Raw genomic sequence first — 14757 nt, forward strand, 5'->3', positions numbered from 1 at the left:
CGCGGATCAGACGATCCTCGCCCGTGACGCCAAAGGAGGATGCAATGAGACTTTTCGAATGCGGTACCCTTGTTCCCGGTTGCCCGTGGCACACGCGGGCCAATGAGGATGCGGAGGTGGTGCGTCGTGCCGTCGAGCACATGCGCACGGCCCATGGGGAAGACATCATCCGCGAAAACATGGTGGAGAACATCAAGGCCCGCATCCGCGACGACGCAGCCGCAGCCTGATCTCTCCACCTAAGAGTTGTTCCGAGCCAGTTCCTCGAGCCGGATGGTGAGTGCCGCCCGGTCCAGCGAGAAATTGCGTTCCACCCAGAACGTCTCGAGCGCCGCAAGTACTTCCCCCACCCTTTTGCCCGCCGGCACGCCGGCGGCAAGCACGTCTGCGCCGCTCATCGGAAACACCGGCTTCCTGTAACGGTCGCACCGCTCAAGCAGGACGGTGAGCCTTGCCACCTTGCGCATGGCAAGCGGATCGCCTTCGGCTGCGGCCCTCGCCCCGGCGAGTGCCAGACGTATCCTCATCGACAAACCGGTCGCACCGTGCTGGTACAAGAGACGATCGAAGCCGACATCGGTCACTTCGTCCGGCAGTACCGGCGCTTTTGCCCATTCCTGCAGGCGCGCAGCATCGGCATTCGAGAGCCGCAGCCGCTTCGCCATCCCGTCCAGCCGCTCCGCATCCGGTGGCACCATTGCGGCAAGCCGCAGCAGCGGGTCCGGCGTCCAGCCGAGCGCCTGCTCCGTCTGCACCAGGCCATGGATGGCGTCGATGCCCCACTTTTCCGTTTCCGGCAGGATCTCGGTCAGCACGCCGGTCTGCCGCATCCACAGAAGCGCCCGCGACGGGTCCGCTGCGGCCAGAAGCTTTTTCGTCTCGGCCCAGATGCGCTCCGCAGAAAGCGTGTTCAACTTGTCTTTCGCCCTCGCGGATGCCCGCAAGCCATCAGCATCGGGACGCCCGCTGCCGTAATAGGCGAAGAAGCGGAAGAAGCGCAGCACGCGCAGATAATCCTCTGCGATCCGCGTCGCGGCATCCCCGATAAAGCGCACGGTGCGCGTCTCGAGATCCGCAAGCCCGCCGACGAGATCGATCACATTCCCGTCCGCACTCGCATAGAGCGCGTTGATCGTTAGGTCCCGCCGCTCCGCATCGGCCGTCCAGTCGGTGCCGAAGGCAACCCGCGCATGCCGTCCGTCCGTCTCGACGTCGCGCCGCAGGGTCGTCACCTCATAGCCGCGCCCATCGATGACCAACGTCACCGTGCCGTGCTCGATGCCGGTCGGAACAGCCTTGACGCCTGCTTCCTTAGCGCGTTCGATCACATCCTGCGGCAGGAGGGTGGTCGCGATGTCGATGTCCCCGACCGGCAGGCCCATCAGTGTGTTGCGGATGGCACCGCCGACCACGCGCGCCTGGCCACCGTCCCTGTTGAGCACGGAGAGGATCCGCGTCAGTGCCGGCTCAGTGAACCAGGCCTCCTGCGCCACTGAAGTCATGCATAAAGCCTTTCGTACAACGTCCTGACAATGCTTGCAGTGATGCCCCAGATGTTCCGCTCCTGATAGGGCAGCTGGTAGAAATGCCGCTCCGCACCGTTCCAAATGCGGCTGCCGCGCTGGTGGTTCTTCGGCTCCATGAGGAAGGAGAGCGGCACCTCGAAGACATCGTCCACTTCGTGCGGATTTAGCCGAAGGTCGAAGCCGCGCCGGACAACGGAGAGAACCGGTGTGATCCGGAAGCCGGTCCCTGCCAGGTATTGCGGCAAGCGCCCAACCGGCTCAACGAAATGCCGTGCCAGGCCAATCTCCTCCTCCGCCTCGCGCAGCGCCGCCTCTTCGGGCGAGCCATCCTCCGGATCTATGGCACCGCCCGGAAATGCGATCTGTGCGGAATGCTTTCGCAGCGTCGCCGTCCGTTGGGTGAAAATCACTTTCGCCTCGTCGCCGTCATCGATCACCGGCACCAAAACCGCCGCATCGCGCAGATGCAGCCCCTCGATCATCGTCATCCATTCCGGATTGAGCAGGTGGTCGCCATGGTCGCGCCATGCCTCCTCCACCGGCGCCCCAGCCTGATTGAGCGCCCGCGTGCGAAAGTCCTCGGCGGAAAATGGGCTTGTTTCACTCATTGCGACAGCTGATCCAGCTCCCGCGCAGGCATCACCGGGAAGATCTCGTCACCCGAGCGAACGGCGAACATTTCCTCTCCGTCAATGCTGACTGTTTCACCTAGCGCCACCAGATCGTACATCACCGCTCGCGAAACCAGCGCCTCCAGCCTTCCGCGCACCAGGAGATAGGGCTTCAGCTCCGAATGGCCACCCGCCATTTCGAAGCGAAGCGGATGGTCTGGCCCGGCTTCGATGACATCGCCGACATTCGTCCGGAAGGTCAGAACCTTCTGCCCGTTCTGCCCCGACACGTTCATCTCCACGGCAAGGAACGGCGCATCCTCCACTTCGATTCGGACCTTTTCCACAGGCGTGACCAAATACGTCTTTCCGTCCTCATCCTTGCGCAGGACGGTTGAAAACAACCGCACCAGCGGCTGCCGTCCGATCGGGGTTCCCATGTAGAACCAGGTCCCGTCGGCTCGGATCTTCATGTCAAGATCGCCGCAAAAGGGTGGGTTCCACTTCTCGACCGGCGGAAGGCCAGGCTTTCCGCTGGCCTTCTGCTCCGCGGCACGGGAGATCATGGCAGCCAGTCCGGCGGCATCCGTCGCTGTCTGAATGGTGTCCTCTGCCATCTTTCAGTCCCGCTTCCGCTCTAAGCACATCTGTGTCACGAGATAGTCATTCGCAGCGTGCTTGTCAGCCGCTGTGGTGGCAATAAGTTGGTTTGAAAGAAGCGTATGCAGCAGTGCAGCGATTCGCAGTCCCGGCATGAGGTCGGGAGCCATGCCTGATGGAGAGCGCGAAATGGGACTGATGAATTCCACCGATACCGTTCTCGACGAAAAGGCCGTCGTGGCCGCAGCGGAACGTGCGCTTGCCGATGTCGCCGCCGTGCGCAGCGAAGTGGCCAAGGTGATCTTCGGCCAGGAGCGGGTGGTGGAAAACACCATGCTCGCCCTGCTGTCGGGCGGCCACGCGCTGCTCGTCGGCGTTCCGGGATTGGCGAAGACGAAGCTGGTGACCACGCTCGGCACGGTGCTCGGCCTGCACTCCAGCCGCATCCAGTTTACCCCCGACCTGATGCCGTCCGACATCCTTGGCTCGGAAGTGATGGACCAGGATGAGAGCGGCCGCCGGTCGTTCCGCTTCGTCAAAGGTCCGGTTTTCGCGCAACTGCTGATGGCCGACGAGATCAACCGCGCCTCGCCGCGCACGCAGTCCGCCTTGCTGCAGTCGATGCAGGAATATCACGTGACAATCGCCGGCCAGCGCTACGACCTGCCGGCGCCCTTTCATGTGCTAGCCACACAGAACCCGCTGGAGCAGGAAGGCACCTATCCCCTTCCGGAAGCCCAGCTCGACCGCTTCCTGCTACAGGTCGACGTGCTTTACCCGGAGCTGGATGCCGAGCGGCAGATTCTGCTCGAGACCACCGGGCGGTCCGAGGCGAAGCCACGGGAGGTCATAGCGGCGGATCGGCTACAGGAAATTCAGTCCCTGGTGCGCCAGATGCCGGTGAGCGACAAGGTGGTCGACGCCATCCTTGCGCTCGTCCGCTCCGCCCGCCCCGGCCATGGGAACGCCACCACTGACAAGAACGTCGCCTGGGGCCCCGGTCCCCGCGCCGGGCAGTCTCTGATGCTCACCGCCCGCGCCCGTGCGCTCTACGAGGGCCGCCTGGCGCCGTCGCTCGACGACGTCTACGCGCTCGCTGAGCCGGTGCTGCAGCACCGCATGGCGCTGACATTCGCAGCGCGTGCCGAAGGCATGTCGGTGCGCGACGTCATCGGCGGGCTCGTCAAACAGGCCCGCGGCTGACGCGGCTGCGCCCCTAGAAAGGACCCTGCGTGGCATCCATTGGCCAGATCGTGCAGCAGACTTCAGGCAGCGAGGTGCTGTCGCGTGCGCAAGCGCGCGCAGCCTTGGTGCCCGACTGCATGGTCGAGGCCAAGCGCATCGCCAATACGGTCATCGCCGGCTGGCACGGCCGCCGCAAGCGCGGCATCGGCGAGAACTTCTGGCAGTTCCGCCCCTATGCCGAAGGGGAAAACTTCGCCGCCATCGACTGGCGCCGCTCTGCCCGCGACGACCACACCTATGTGCGTGACCGCGAATGGGAAGCGGCCCATACCGTCTGGCTCTGGGCCGATCTTTCCCCCTCCATGATGTACAAGTCGACCTTCGGCAGCGTCTCGAAGGAAAGCCGCGCGCTCGTCCTGATGCTGGCGCTGGCCGAGATCCTGGCGCGCTCCGGCGAGCGCATCGGCTGCCCAGGCGTCATGGAGCCGGTATCGTCCCGCAATGCCGCAGAACGGCTAGCGACGGCGATCATGCACGCTCCGCAGACGAGCGGCATGCCGGACACGGCGATGATCCGCGGCAACAGCGATATCGTCTTGATCGGCGACTTCCTTGACGAGGCCGACCGCATCATGGAGCGGATCGCACCGCTCGCCCGCCGCGGGATGCGCGGTCATGTCGTCGAGGTCGCCGATCCCGCGGAAGAGACCTTCCCCTATACCGGCCGCACCGAATTTACCGACCCCGAAACCGGCGAAAAGCTCGTCTCCGGACGTGCGGAGACCGTGCGGGAGGAGTATCGGCGCGCTTACCTGCTGCGCCGTGAGACACTGGGCGAAGCCTTGCGGCGCCTCGGCTGGAGCTTCGCCTTCCATCGTACCGATCATCTTGCCTCCGAGGCGCTGGTCGCGGTCCACGGCTATCTCTCCGGAATGCCGGTCACAGGCTACGGAGGCCGCTCATGAGCGCCTTTGCATTCGCAAGCCCCGCCGTCCTTCTCGGCCTGCTCGCCCTTCCTATCATCTGGTGGCTGCTGCGGCTGACGCCGCCGCGCCCGAAGACGGAAGTCTTTCCGCCGCTGCGTATCCTCGCAACGGTCCTGAAGCGGGAAGAAACACCGGCGCAGAGCCCGTGGTGGCTGACGCTGCTGCGCATGGCACTGGCCGCGGCGATCATTCTCGCCATCGCCAACCCGGTAATGAACCCGCGCGCCAACTCGCTGAATACCGCCGGTCCCCTCGTCCTGGTGATCGACAATAGTTGGGCGACCGCTCCCGACTGGGACCGCCGCGTCCGCACGGCGGAAGCCTTGATCGGCGACGCGGAGGATGCCGGCATTCCCGTTTCCATCGTCTTCACGGCAGAGACAAGCTACGGCGCCATCCCCGGCAGCGCCGCCGCAGCGCGCGAAAAGCTCGCTGCGGCGCGTCCTGAGCCGCTTGTTCCCGATCGGCAGCGTGCGGCAGCAGCCGTGACGGAAGCGCTGAACGGTACACAGCCCGGCAGCCTCGTGCTGCTGACCGATGGCATATCAGGCGCGTCGGATGAGGCGGCTCTCGCCTCGCTTTCCTCTCTCGCACCTGCCGAAATGAGGATCATCGAGGGCGACGGCGCAGGAACGGTCGCCCTCAGCGGAGCAGTCAACAATGCAGACTCCATGTCCGTGATGGCCACGCGACTGAACACCGCCTCCGCCCAGAGTCTTTCTGTCAACGCGGTCGACACCCAGGGACGCTCCCTGGCATCCGGCACCCTCAGCTTCTCCCCCGGCAGCGGCGCGGCGACGGCCGAGATCTCGGCGCCCTTTGAGCTGCGCAATGATTTCGCCCGCCTGCAGATCGCAGACAGGGCAACCGCGGGTTCGGTGCGTCTTCTCGACGACGGCTTCAAGCGGCGCCGCGTCGCCCTGATCGCCGGCGACAGCGGCAGCGATTTCCAGCCCCTGCTGCAGCCGCTCTACTACATCAGCCGGGCGCTCCAGCCCTATGCCGACCTCATCGAACCGACGACTGCAGATCTTGCTGTCTCGATCCCGCAGATCCTGCAGAGCAACCCCTCCGCCATGGTGATGGCCGATGTCGGCCGACTGCCGGCTGAGGTCTACGAGCCGCTTGAGCAGTGGATCTCGCGCGGCGGCACGCTGATCCGCTTTGCGGGTCCTCGCCTTGCCGCAGCGCCCGCCGACGATCCGCTGGTGCCGGTGGTCCTTCGTCAGGGCGAGCGCGCACTCGGCGGCGCTATGTCGTGGTCCGATCCGCAGTCGCTCGCCCCATTCCCGCCGACCGGCCCATTTAACGGATTGCCGCCGGCCGACGACATCACCATTGCCCGCCAGGTGCTGGCGGAACCGACCCCGGATCTGGCCGAACGCACATGGGCAAGCCTTGAAGACGGCACACCGTTGGTCACCACGCGGGAACAGGAGAACGGGCGCATTGTTCTCTTCCACACCAGCGCCGAAGCCACGTGGTCGAACATGCCCTTGTCCGGAACCTTCGTCGAGATGTTGCGCCGGCTCGTCCAGATGGCACGGGCCGGAGGCGCTGCGAGCGCGGCAAACGGCGCCGAGGGTGCAGCCGTCCTGCCGCCCTACCGGCTCCTGACTGCCGACGGTTCACTGACCACGGAAACCGGCATCGCCAAGCCGATTGCAATCGAGGCGGGGGAAACACCGGTGGCCGCCTTCGATCACCCGCCCGGCCTCTACGGGACCGAAGACGGCTTCACCGCCGTTAATCTTCTGGCACCGGGAACAGAGCTGCAGCCGTTCGACGCGAGCGCCGCCGACATGAACGTGGCGCGCGAGGGTTTAATCGGCGAGGAAGCACGTTCCCTGCGCCCGTTCCTGTTTGCCGCAGCCTTCGCCCTCATCCTTCTCGACAGCCTCATCGTCCTGTTCATGAACGGTGCCTTCTCCCGCCTGCCCCGCCCGAGCCAGTCAGCGACCGCAGGTATTGCCGCGATCGCTGCCCTTACCCTCGTCCTGCAGCCGGGCCTCAGCCAAGCGCAGGATGCCAAGGCCGGCGACGAGGTGATCATGGACCGCCTCGACACCACCCACCTCGCCTATGTTGTGACCGGCGAGGACGAGGTTGACCGGATCTCGGAACAGGGCCTGCAGGGGCTTACCCAGTTCCTCACCTACCGCACGACCCTTGAGCCCGGGGAGCCCGTCGGCGTCGACATCGCAACCGACGAGCTCTCCTTCTATCCAATCATCTATTGGCCGATCTCGGCCGATGCACCGATGCCTTCGCCCGCTGCGATCTCCCGCATCGACGCCTATATGCGCAACGGCGGCACGGTTCTCTTCGACACGCGCGACCAGTTCTCCAGCCTCGACAATTCCGGCGCAACGACACCGAACGGAGAGCGGCTGCAGGCGATCCTCGCCAACATCGACATCCCGCCGCTGGAGCCAACGCCGGAAGACCATGTGCTCGCCCGCTCGTTCTACCTGCTGAACGACTTTCCAGGTCGATACGCCGGAAGCCCGCTTTGGGTCGAGGCCCGACAGGAAGCAACGCAGTCCGGCAGCGAGCTCTCCTCGTCCGGCGATGGCGTGACGCCACTCCTGATCACCGCCAACGACTTCGCCGGGGCATGGGCGATAGACGCCCAAGGCTCTCCCGTCCTGCCGACCGTCCCTTCCGACGCCATGCAGCGGGAATACGCCTACCGCGCGGGCGTCAACATCATGATGTACATGCTGACTGGCAACTATAAGGCTGACCAGGTGCATGTCCCCGCCCTCCTCGAGCGGCTCGGCCAGTAGGACGCGACGGCATGACCATCGAGTTTTCACCCTTCTTTCCCTGGACCGTCATGGCGGTTCTTGCCGTTCTGGCAGCGATCCTCGCCGCGCTCGGCTTCTGGCGCGGGGTGCGCGGCGCACTTCTTCGCACGGTGGCTCTCGCGGCCATGCTTCTGGCGCTTGCAAACCCGCTGCTGACCCAGGAGGACCGCGAGCAGCTGACGACTGTCGTGCCGATCGTCGTCGACCGCTCGCAGAGCCAGGAGACGGCCGGTCGCGGTGCTCAGACCGATCAGGCGCTGGCAGGCCTGGAGGAGCGCTTTTCCCGCTTCCCTCGCATCGAGACCCGCGTGGTCGAGGTCGACGACAATACCGATACCGACACCCCGTCTACCAAGCTCTTCTCCGCCCTTTCCACCGCAATCTCTGACGTTCCGCCCGGCCGCATCGGCGGCGCAGTCTTCCTGACGGACGGACAGATCCACGACCTGCCCGGCGTCAACCAGGACCTTGGCTTCGACGCACCGGTGCACGGGCTCATCACGGGGCAGCCGGATGAGTTCGACCGCCGGGTGCAGATCGTCAAAGCCCCTCGCTTCGGCATTGTCGGAGAGGAGCAACAGCTCACCTTCCGCGTCTTTGACGACGGCCGCAGCGCCGGAGGCACGACCGAAGTGGCGGTCAGCATGAACGGCGAACCGCTGGCAACACTGCAGGCAGCCCCGGGCGTCGGCACGCCTTTCTCCTTCACCGTCCCGCGGGGCGGCAACAACGTAATGGAATTCGCGGTAGCCGAGGTGCCCGGCGAGGTGACGCCGGTCAACAACCGTGCCGTCCACGTCATCGACGGCATCCGCCAGAACCTGCGCGTCCTGCTCGTCTCGGGGGAACCGCATGCGGGCGAGCGCGCTTGGCGCAACCTGCTGAAGTCGGACGCTTCCGTTGACCTCGTCCACTTCACCATTTTGCGCCCCCCGGAGAAGCAGGACGGTACGCCGATCAACGAGTTATCGCTGATTGCTTTTCCGACGCGTGAACTCTTTGTCGAGAAGATCGAGGACTTCGACCTCATCATCTTCGACCGCTACACGCATCGCAACGTGCTGCCGATCCTCTACTACGACTACATATCGCAATATGTGCAGAAGGGCGGGGCGCTGCTGATCGCCGCGGGACCCGAATATGCCGGCGAAAGCTCAATTGCGACTACTCCCCTCGCGCAGGTCTTGCCCGCCGTCCCCACAGGGGAGGTCCATGATGCAGGCTTCTATCCGCGCCTGTCCGAGGACGGTCGGAAGCATCCCGTCACTCGCGGACTCGATGGGTCGGGCCAGGAGCCGCCGGCCTGGGGCCGCTGGTTCCGTTCTATTGACGTCCCGCAGCCGGAAGGCCAGACGGTCATGCTCGGAGACGACAACCGCCCGCTTCTGGTGCTCAACCGCGAAGGGGAAGGCCGCGTGGCCATGCTGCTCTCCGACCACGGCTGGCTCTGGGCGCGCGGCTTCGAGGGCGGCGGGCCGCATGTGGGGCTTTATCGCCGCATCGCCCACTGGCTGATGAAGGAGCCGGATCTGGAGGAAGAAGCGCTGACGGCGCGGGCCAGCGGGCGAACGCTCGAAGTGACCCGTCAGACGATCGGCGACGATCCTGGCCCTGCGACCATCACCTACCCGTCCGGCCGGACAGAAACGGTCCCCCTCACCCAGTCAGGTCCTGGCCTCTACCGCCTTGATCGGCGGATGGAAGAAACGGGTTTGTTCGAGATCGCAAATGGCGACTTCACCACGCTCGTCCATGTCGGAGCCGTCGACGCCCCTGAATTCACCGCCATGATCTCGACGGAAGAGACGCTTGCGCCCTATGCGGAACGCACGAAGGGAATCGTTACCCGCATCGCAGATGTTAATAGCATCCGGTTGCCGAACATCCTGCCAATTCGTGGCGAAGTGCGCATCAACGATCCGGACCGCATGGTCATCCGCCTGACCGACGAGACGGTGCTGCGCGGCGTGAACACCATCCCGCTCTTTGCCGGCTTCGCAGGCCTCTCGGTGCTTCTCTTTGCCGTGGCCGCCATGTGGTGGCGCGAAGGACGCTAGGCAGGGTTTCCGCACATCGGCATGCCTGTTATCGCTCCCTCTCTTTAAGCAAGGAGAGGGGGATGCATCCAGAACTCGAACTCGTCGATACCTGCTCCCCTGAAGAAGAAAAGGCGATCCTCGACCATCTGGTCGCCTATAACGTCGATCGCTTCGGCCCGATGGACCGCAAGGACATCGCCATCATCCTGCGCAACAAGGATGAAGAGCCGGAGGGTGGCCTTGATCGGGCGGACCGACCGAGGCTGGCTTTATGTCCAGATGCTGTTCGTCCCGGATCACCTTCGCAAACACGGCATCGCGACCCGCTTCCTCGCCATGGCGGAACAGGAAGCCAAAGCCCGCGGCTGCCGCGGCGCTTATCTGGACACAATGAACCCGCAGGCGCGCGACTTCTATATAAAGCTCGGCTACAGCGTCATTGGCGAGCTTGCAGACCTTGAGGGCGGTCACGCCATCACCTGGCTGAAGAAGCCATTCTCGCTCTAGACGGGGCAGACAGCGGCGGCGCGGTTTTTCCGCAGTCACCACTTATGGGCTGCAAGCGACGCTGAACCAAACAAGAAGTTGACTTCCCGCCATAAATCGCGTATCAGGTGCCATCGATACTTTGTCTGCCGATATTTGTTTTTGCTGCGCCTCGCGCTTCTAGACGAACTTCCCTCTTTCAAAAGTCGAAACCCCGCCGTGCGTCGCCCGGCGGTGATCAATCTCGCTAGGAAAGGGTTCGTTATGACCACTGGCACAGTAAAATGGTTCAACACCACAAAAGGCTTCGGCTTCATTCAGCCTGACGACGGCAGCGCTGACGTTTTCGTTCACATCTCGGCCGTCGAACGCGCCGGCATGAGCTCGATCGTCGAAGGCCAGAAGCTTGGCTTTGAACTGGAGCGCGACAAAAAGTCGGGCAAGATGTCCGCCGGTCAGCTTCGCGCTGCCTGACACTTCCAGCCGCCGATGACCACGGATGTACTGGCATTGCGGCGATAAGTTCTGAAGGGCCAGGCATAACGTCTGGCCTTTCTTGCGTTGCGCTGGCTGCTCTATGGGCCAGCCTCAGATCCTAAAGGAAACCAATTGAGACACCCCAGCGACAACGGCTTTGCCGACCGCCGCACGGCCGCGGCGGATGCCAAGCGGAAACTACTGGAAAAATTCGCATCGGCGCCGAAGCCGACCGATCCTGAGATGCAGGAGAAGCTCGCTGCGCGGGAAGCCGTAGCGCAGGCACGTGAAGCACGCCGCGCCGAGCGCGAAGCCCAAAAGCAGGCAGAACGCGAAGGGATCCTCGCAGAGGCGGCTGCAATGGCGGCAGCGGCTGAGGCAGAGCAGCGTGCCGAGGCAGACGCCCGGCAGGCTGAGATCGCGGACCGCGTATCTCGCGTCATTGCAGACGAAGCTGCACGGAAAGCAGAGCGCGACCGCCGTTATGCGGCCCGCAAGGCACGTCAGCGCTAGAAACTAGGCGCCCGTTCGGCTGCCGCGCAGTCGAGCGGTGCAACAACACCACGACCAGGAACACGAAAATGACAGAACTGACGCCGACGCAGGTGAGAGCCCTGAAGCTTGCCAAGGATGGCGACGTCCATCCGCAAGAGGGCAAGAAGTGGACGCATCTTAATGCGCAGGTCACCTATGCCCGCAATGACCGCTTCAAGGAACGCCCGCAAAAGATCAAGTCAATGACGACTGCGACCCTGAACGAGCTGCGACAGCACGGCTTCCTTCAGCCTGTAGACCCCGAGCTGGACCCCGACCAGTCGCCGCACGCAATCACCATGGCAGGCAAGATCCACCTGCTGAAGATCAAGTAGGTCCGTCATGCGCGCTGGCGCTGTTACGCCAGCGACACCTGCCGCGTTTCCGTGTCGATCAGGAACCCGGCAATAGCAGCAAGCACCAGCAGCGCTGCAAAGATGGCGACGGCGAGCCCGAAGCTCTGCGCGACGATCAGGCCGACAAGCGACGGCGCAAGCAGTCCGCCGAAGCGCGCCATTGCGCCCGCGGCCCCCATGCCGGTCGCCCGCGAGGCGGTGGGATAAAGCTCAGGGGTGAACGCATAGAGAGCGCCCCAGGTGCCGAGAAGCGCAAAGCTCATGAGCAGCAACGCCCCGCCCACCATGACAGCGCTCCCGCCGATGACGAAAAGCGTGCAGCCGGCCGCAGACAAGAGGCAGAAACCGATCAGCGTCGGCCGGCGTCCCCATTTCTCCACTCCGTAGGCGGCGAGCGCATAGCCGGGCAGCTGGGCGAGTGCGATCAGCACGAGGAAGCCGTAGCCGCGCACGAAGCCGAACCCCTCGCCCGCTAGCCGCGGCGGAATCCAGGCGAAGACGCCGTAATAGGACACCGAGACGAGGAACCAGATCGCAAGGATCATGAGGCTGCGCCGGCGCAAGGCACCGGAAAAGATGCGCACCTCGTCGATCGGCGGCGGCGATGCCAGCTGGTAGCCGGAAGGCAGCGGCAGCTTTCCATTGACGACGAGGATCTGGTCGAGGATTGATTTCGCCTCATCGCTGCGTCCGGAGCGGACGAGGTAGAGTGGCGATTCCGGAACGAGAAAGCGCAAGCCAACGCCAATCAGGGCGGGGACGGCGGTTACAGCAAAGATATAACGCCACGCGTCTTCCACGCCGGCGAGGCTGGTAATCCAGGCGGCAAGTGCCACCACAAGCGTTCCGACCGCCCAGAAACCTTCCAGCAGCACCAGCCAGCGCCCGCGGTTCTTCGACGGCAGGAACTCCGCCATCATCGCATAGTCCACCGGCAGCGTACCGCCGACGGCAGCCCCGGTAAGAAAGCGCAGCAGCAGGAGTATGGTGAAGTCGGGCGCGAAGACGGACAGAATTCCGAACACCGCATCGCACGACACGGTGACGATCAGCACATTGCGTCGCCCGATCCTGTCCGCAAGACGTCCGAAGCCGAGCGCCCCAAGCAGCATTCCGAGGAAGAACAGCGTCCCGGTCTGCAGTGCCTGCGGCACCGTTAATCCGAATGAGGCAGCGATCGAGGCAGCGGTGAAGCCGACGGCCAGGACCTGCATAGCGTCAGCGGCCCACACAAGCCCGAAGATGCCGATCAGTCGCTTCTGGTAGGACCCGGCACCTGCCCGGTCCAGCGCCTCGTCGATCGTTATTGTCGCCATTCCACTTCCCCCGCGATATAGGAAGACGCCGCCGAGAGGCGGTAACCCCATCGCCTGCTTAGAGGACTTGGCCTAGCTGCGCCAGTGGATTGTTCCAGTGATCCGCGGATGCACATTGTGACCAAGCGTCACCACCAGAACCCGCCCCGGGTCGACAGGACCTGGAAAAGCCAGCGCATTGTAGGCGACCTTCTCGAAGCCGAGCGGCATGTAGTACGGCGGGTCACCGACTAGGATCACGGCCTCGGAACTTGCCCGTCGCGCCGCCTCGATCGCGATCCGCACTAGTTCCCGCCCGATGCCCTGGTTCTTGTGGGACGGCCGGACAGCTAGCGGGCCCAGCAGATGGCCGCGAACCTCCCCCGCCATGACAGGCGTCATGCGCACCGAAGCGATGATCTCCCCATCGTCGGCGCAGACAAAGGACAGGCTACGGTCGTGCGGCCCCTGTTCGCGGATACGTGCCGCCGCCCGCGCATGCCGGCCCGGACCGAAGGCCTCGGCATTGATCAGTTCGATGACGTCGTCATGCGAGGCATCCTCGGTCATGTAGACGAGGTCGTGCTTGGGGAGAAGTTGCGGAGCCATGGTGAACCGAAGCCGTAGAAAGAGAGCAGACAGGACAATGAGATCTCATCGATGCCGTTCGGCATCGTTTCGTCAGATCAGCGTCGTCGCAATGCTCGTGCTTCGGTCATGAAATCAATCCACGGTGTTGAGCCGCATTATCAGGAAAGAAATCTGCCGCCAACCAAAAAAACGCAGTATTCGCAAAATCGCAGTCTCGCATTTGCAGTCGCCTGCCGTAAGTAGAGCACAGGTCGAAAGGAGAACCGCATGGGCATGCTCGTCGATGGAAAGTGGCAAGACGTCTGGTACGACACCAAGTCGACCAAGGGTCACTTCAAGCGATCCCAGTCGCAGTTCCGAAACTGGATAACGGCAGACGGATCGCCGCGGCCAAGCGGCAACGGCGGCTTCAAGGCGGAGGCCGGGCGGTACCACCTTTATGTCTCCTATGCCTGCCCCTGGGCGCACCGCACGCTCATTTTCCGCAAGCTGAAGCGTCTGGAGGATTTTATCTCGGTGTCGGTCGTCAACCCGCTGATGCTGGAGAACGGCTGGGAGTTCGGCGGCACGGATGGCGCGACAGAGGATCACCTGTTCGGCTCGGACTATCTTTATCAAGTCTACCTGAAGGCCGATCCCAACTATTCCGGTCGGGTGACGGTGCCCGCCTTGTGGGACAAGCAGCAGCAGACGATCGTCTCCAACGAAAGTGCGGAAATCATCCGCATGTTCAATTCCGCCTTCGACGGATTGACCGGCGAGAGCGCCGACTACTATCCCGCACCTCTGCGCAAGGAAATCGACGAGATCAATGCCATTGTCTACGACACCGTCAACAACGGCGTCTACAAGGCCGGCTTCGCCACCACGCAAGAAGCCTACGAGCAGAACGTGCTCGCCCTCTTTCGGACGCTCGACATGCTGGAGGAGCGGCTCGGCAGGAGCCGATATCTCGTGGGCGACCGGCAGACGGAGGCGGACTGGCGCCTGTTCACCACGCTGGTGCGCTTCGATCCGGTTTATGTGGGCCACTTCAAGTGCAACATCCGCCGCATCGCGGACTACCCGAACTTGAGCGGCTATCTACGCGACCTGTACCAGACGGCAGGGGTCGCAGAGACAGTGCAGTTCGATCACATCAAGCAGCACTATTACCGCAGCCACCCGACCATCAATCCCACCGGCGTCGTTCCGGTTGGACCTCAGATGGATCTCGAGGCCCCGCACGGGCGAGAGCATATCGGCGGCTGACGGATTGGCC

The 14757-nt window shown here is 63.9% G+C and carries 15 protein-coding genes and 1 pseudogene; 11 read left to right on the forward strand and 5 right to left on the reverse strand.

The window, feature by feature from the left end:
- The first annotated feature begins 44 nt into the window (after nucleotides 1-44).
- Nucleotides 45-230 carry a DUF1059 domain-containing protein gene (locus MUU54_RS11145; protein WP_247244094.1) on the forward strand — a complete coding sequence of 62 codons (186 nt, stop codon included), beginning with the start codon at nucleotides 45-47 and terminating at the stop codon, nucleotides 228-230.
- A gap of 9 nt (nucleotides 231-239) precedes the next feature.
- On the opposite strand, the gene MUU54_RS11150 is transcribed toward MUU54_RS11145, so the two are convergent.
- From MUU54_RS11150 to MUU54_RS11160, 3 genes are read right to left on the reverse strand one after another with little or no spacing between them, the layout of a single operon-like run.
- A complete protein-coding gene (locus MUU54_RS11150) occupies nucleotides 240-1502 on the reverse strand; it encodes a CCA tRNA nucleotidyltransferase (RefSeq protein ID WP_247244095.1) in 1263 nt (420 codons plus the stop codon).
- Nucleotides 1499-2134, reverse strand: coding sequence for a CoA pyrophosphatase (locus tag MUU54_RS11155; RefSeq protein ID WP_247244096.1), 636 nt, complete (start codon nucleotides 2132-2134; stop codon nucleotides 1499-1501). The genes MUU54_RS11150 and MUU54_RS11155 overlap by 4 nt, the downstream gene beginning before the upstream one ends.
- Nucleotides 2131-2754 carry a DUF1285 domain-containing protein gene (locus MUU54_RS11160; RefSeq protein WP_247244097.1) on the reverse strand — a complete coding sequence of 208 codons (624 nt, stop codon included), beginning with the start codon at nucleotides 2752-2754 and terminating at the stop codon, nucleotides 2131-2133. The genes MUU54_RS11155 and MUU54_RS11160 overlap by 4 nt, the downstream gene beginning before the upstream one ends.
- A gap of 172 nt (nucleotides 2755-2926) precedes the next feature.
- Between MUU54_RS11160 and MUU54_RS11165 the strand changes: the two genes are divergently transcribed.
- From MUU54_RS11165 to MUU54_RS11200, 8 genes and pseudogenes are all read left to right on the forward strand, one after another.
- On the forward strand, nucleotides 2927-3940 hold the full coding sequence (locus MUU54_RS11165) for an AAA family ATPase (RefSeq protein WP_247244098.1): 1014 nt from the start codon (nucleotides 2927-2929) through the stop codon (nucleotides 3938-3940).
- Nucleotides 3941-3969: 29 nt separating this feature from the next.
- Entirely contained in the window at nucleotides 3970-4887 is a 918-nt protein-coding gene (locus MUU54_RS11170; RefSeq protein ID WP_247244099.1) for a DUF58 domain-containing protein, read from the forward strand.
- Nucleotides 4884-7697, forward strand: a complete 2814-nt coding sequence (locus MUU54_RS11175; protein ID WP_247244100.1) for a DUF4159 domain-containing protein — start codon at nucleotides 4884-4886, stop codon at nucleotides 7695-7697. The genes MUU54_RS11170 and MUU54_RS11175 overlap by 4 nt, the downstream gene beginning before the upstream one ends.
- Before the next feature lie 11 nt (nucleotides 7698-7708).
- Complete coding sequence (locus MUU54_RS11180) at nucleotides 7709-9775, forward strand: hypothetical protein (protein WP_247244101.1); 2067 nt, start codon at nucleotides 7709-7711, stop codon at nucleotides 9773-9775.
- A gap of 62 nt (nucleotides 9776-9837) precedes the next feature.
- Nucleotides 9838-10264 (forward strand): annotated as a pseudogene (locus MUU54_RS24985) (GNAT family N-acetyltransferase).
- A gap of 243 nt (nucleotides 10265-10507) precedes the next feature.
- Entirely contained in the window at nucleotides 10508-10717 is a 210-nt protein-coding gene (locus MUU54_RS11190) for a cold-shock protein (protein WP_247244103.1), read from the forward strand.
- Nucleotides 10718-10852: 135 nt separating this feature from the next.
- Nucleotides 10853-11233 carry a DUF6481 family protein gene (locus MUU54_RS11195; RefSeq protein WP_247244104.1) on the forward strand — a complete coding sequence of 127 codons (381 nt, stop codon included), beginning with the start codon at nucleotides 10853-10855 and terminating at the stop codon, nucleotides 11231-11233.
- A gap of 68 nt (nucleotides 11234-11301) precedes the next feature.
- Nucleotides 11302-11589, forward strand: a complete 288-nt coding sequence (locus MUU54_RS11200; RefSeq protein WP_247244105.1) for a hypothetical protein — start codon at nucleotides 11302-11304, stop codon at nucleotides 11587-11589.
- Between the two features lie 23 nt (nucleotides 11590-11612).
- Here the strand turns inward: MUU54_RS11200 and MUU54_RS11205 are convergent, their stop codons facing one another.
- Both MUU54_RS11205 and MUU54_RS11210 read right to left on the reverse strand, forming a co-directional pair.
- Nucleotides 11613-12926: an MFS transporter gene (locus MUU54_RS11205; RefSeq protein ID WP_247244106.1), complete on the reverse strand. Its 1314-nt coding sequence runs from the start codon at nucleotides 12924-12926 to the stop codon at nucleotides 11613-11615.
- Nucleotides 12927-12998: 72 nt separating this feature from the next.
- Nucleotides 12999-13514 carry a GNAT family N-acetyltransferase gene (locus MUU54_RS11210; protein ID WP_247244107.1) on the reverse strand — a complete coding sequence of 172 codons (516 nt, stop codon included), beginning with the start codon at nucleotides 13512-13514 and terminating at the stop codon, nucleotides 12999-13001.
- A gap of 51 nt (nucleotides 13515-13565) precedes the next feature.
- Between MUU54_RS11210 and MUU54_RS11215 the strand changes: the two genes are divergently transcribed.
- Both MUU54_RS11215 and MUU54_RS11220 read left to right on the forward strand, forming a co-directional pair.
- Nucleotides 13566-13739 (forward strand): hypothetical protein, encoded by a 174-nt coding sequence (locus MUU54_RS11215; RefSeq protein ID WP_247244108.1) that lies wholly within the window; start codon nucleotides 13566-13568, stop codon nucleotides 13737-13739.
- Nucleotides 13740-13763: 24 nt separating this feature from the next.
- Entirely contained in the window at nucleotides 13764-14747 is a 984-nt protein-coding gene (locus MUU54_RS11220; protein ID WP_247244109.1) for a glutathione S-transferase family protein, read from the forward strand.
- The last annotated feature ends 10 nt before the right edge of the window (nucleotides 14748-14757 follow it).

The sequence above is a fragment of the Pseudorhizobium tarimense genome (assembly GCF_022968135.1).
GTDB lineage: Bacteria > Pseudomonadota > Alphaproteobacteria > Rhizobiales > Rhizobiaceae > Neorhizobium > Neorhizobium tarimense.

Coding starts and splice junctions, on each gene's coding strand:
- MUU54_RS11160 (WP_247244097.1), bottom strand. CDS start 2,754: ATGGCAGAGGACACCATTCAGACAGCGACGGATGCCGCCGGACTGGCT.
- MUU54_RS11200 (WP_247244105.1), top strand. CDS start 11,302: ATGACAGAACTGACGCCGACGCAGGTGAGAGCCCTGAAGCTTGCCAAG.
- MUU54_RS11190 (WP_247244103.1), top strand. CDS start 10,508: ATGACCACTGGCACAGTAAAATGGTTCAACACCACAAAAGGCTTCGGC.
- MUU54_RS11215 (WP_247244108.1), top strand. CDS start 13,566: ATGCCGTTCGGCATCGTTTCGTCAGATCAGCGTCGTCGCAATGCTCGT.
- MUU54_RS11150 (WP_247244095.1), bottom strand. CDS start 1,502: ATGACTTCAGTGGCGCAGGAGGCCTGGTTCACTGAGCCGGCACTGACG.
- MUU54_RS11145 (WP_247244094.1), top strand. CDS start 45: ATGAGACTTTTCGAATGCGGTACCCTTGTTCCCGGTTGCCCGTGGCAC.
- MUU54_RS11210 (WP_247244107.1), bottom strand. CDS start 13,514: ATGGCTCCGCAACTTCTCCCCAAGCACGACCTCGTCTACATGACCGAG.
- MUU54_RS11205 (WP_247244106.1), bottom strand. CDS start 12,926: ATGGCGACAATAACGATCGACGAGGCGCTGGACCGGGCAGGTGCCGGG.
- MUU54_RS11175 (WP_247244100.1), top strand. CDS start 4,884: ATGAGCGCCTTTGCATTCGCAAGCCCCGCCGTCCTTCTCGGCCTGCTC.
- MUU54_RS11220 (WP_247244109.1), top strand. CDS start 13,764: ATGGGCATGCTCGTCGATGGAAAGTGGCAAGACGTCTGGTACGACACC.
- MUU54_RS11165 (WP_247244098.1), top strand. CDS start 2,927: ATGGGACTGATGAATTCCACCGATACCGTTCTCGACGAAAAGGCCGTC.
- MUU54_RS11155 (WP_247244096.1), bottom strand. CDS start 2,134: ATGAGTGAAACAAGCCCATTTTCCGCCGAGGACTTTCGCACGCGGGCG.
- MUU54_RS11180 (WP_247244101.1), top strand. CDS start 7,709: ATGACCATCGAGTTTTCACCCTTCTTTCCCTGGACCGTCATGGCGGTT.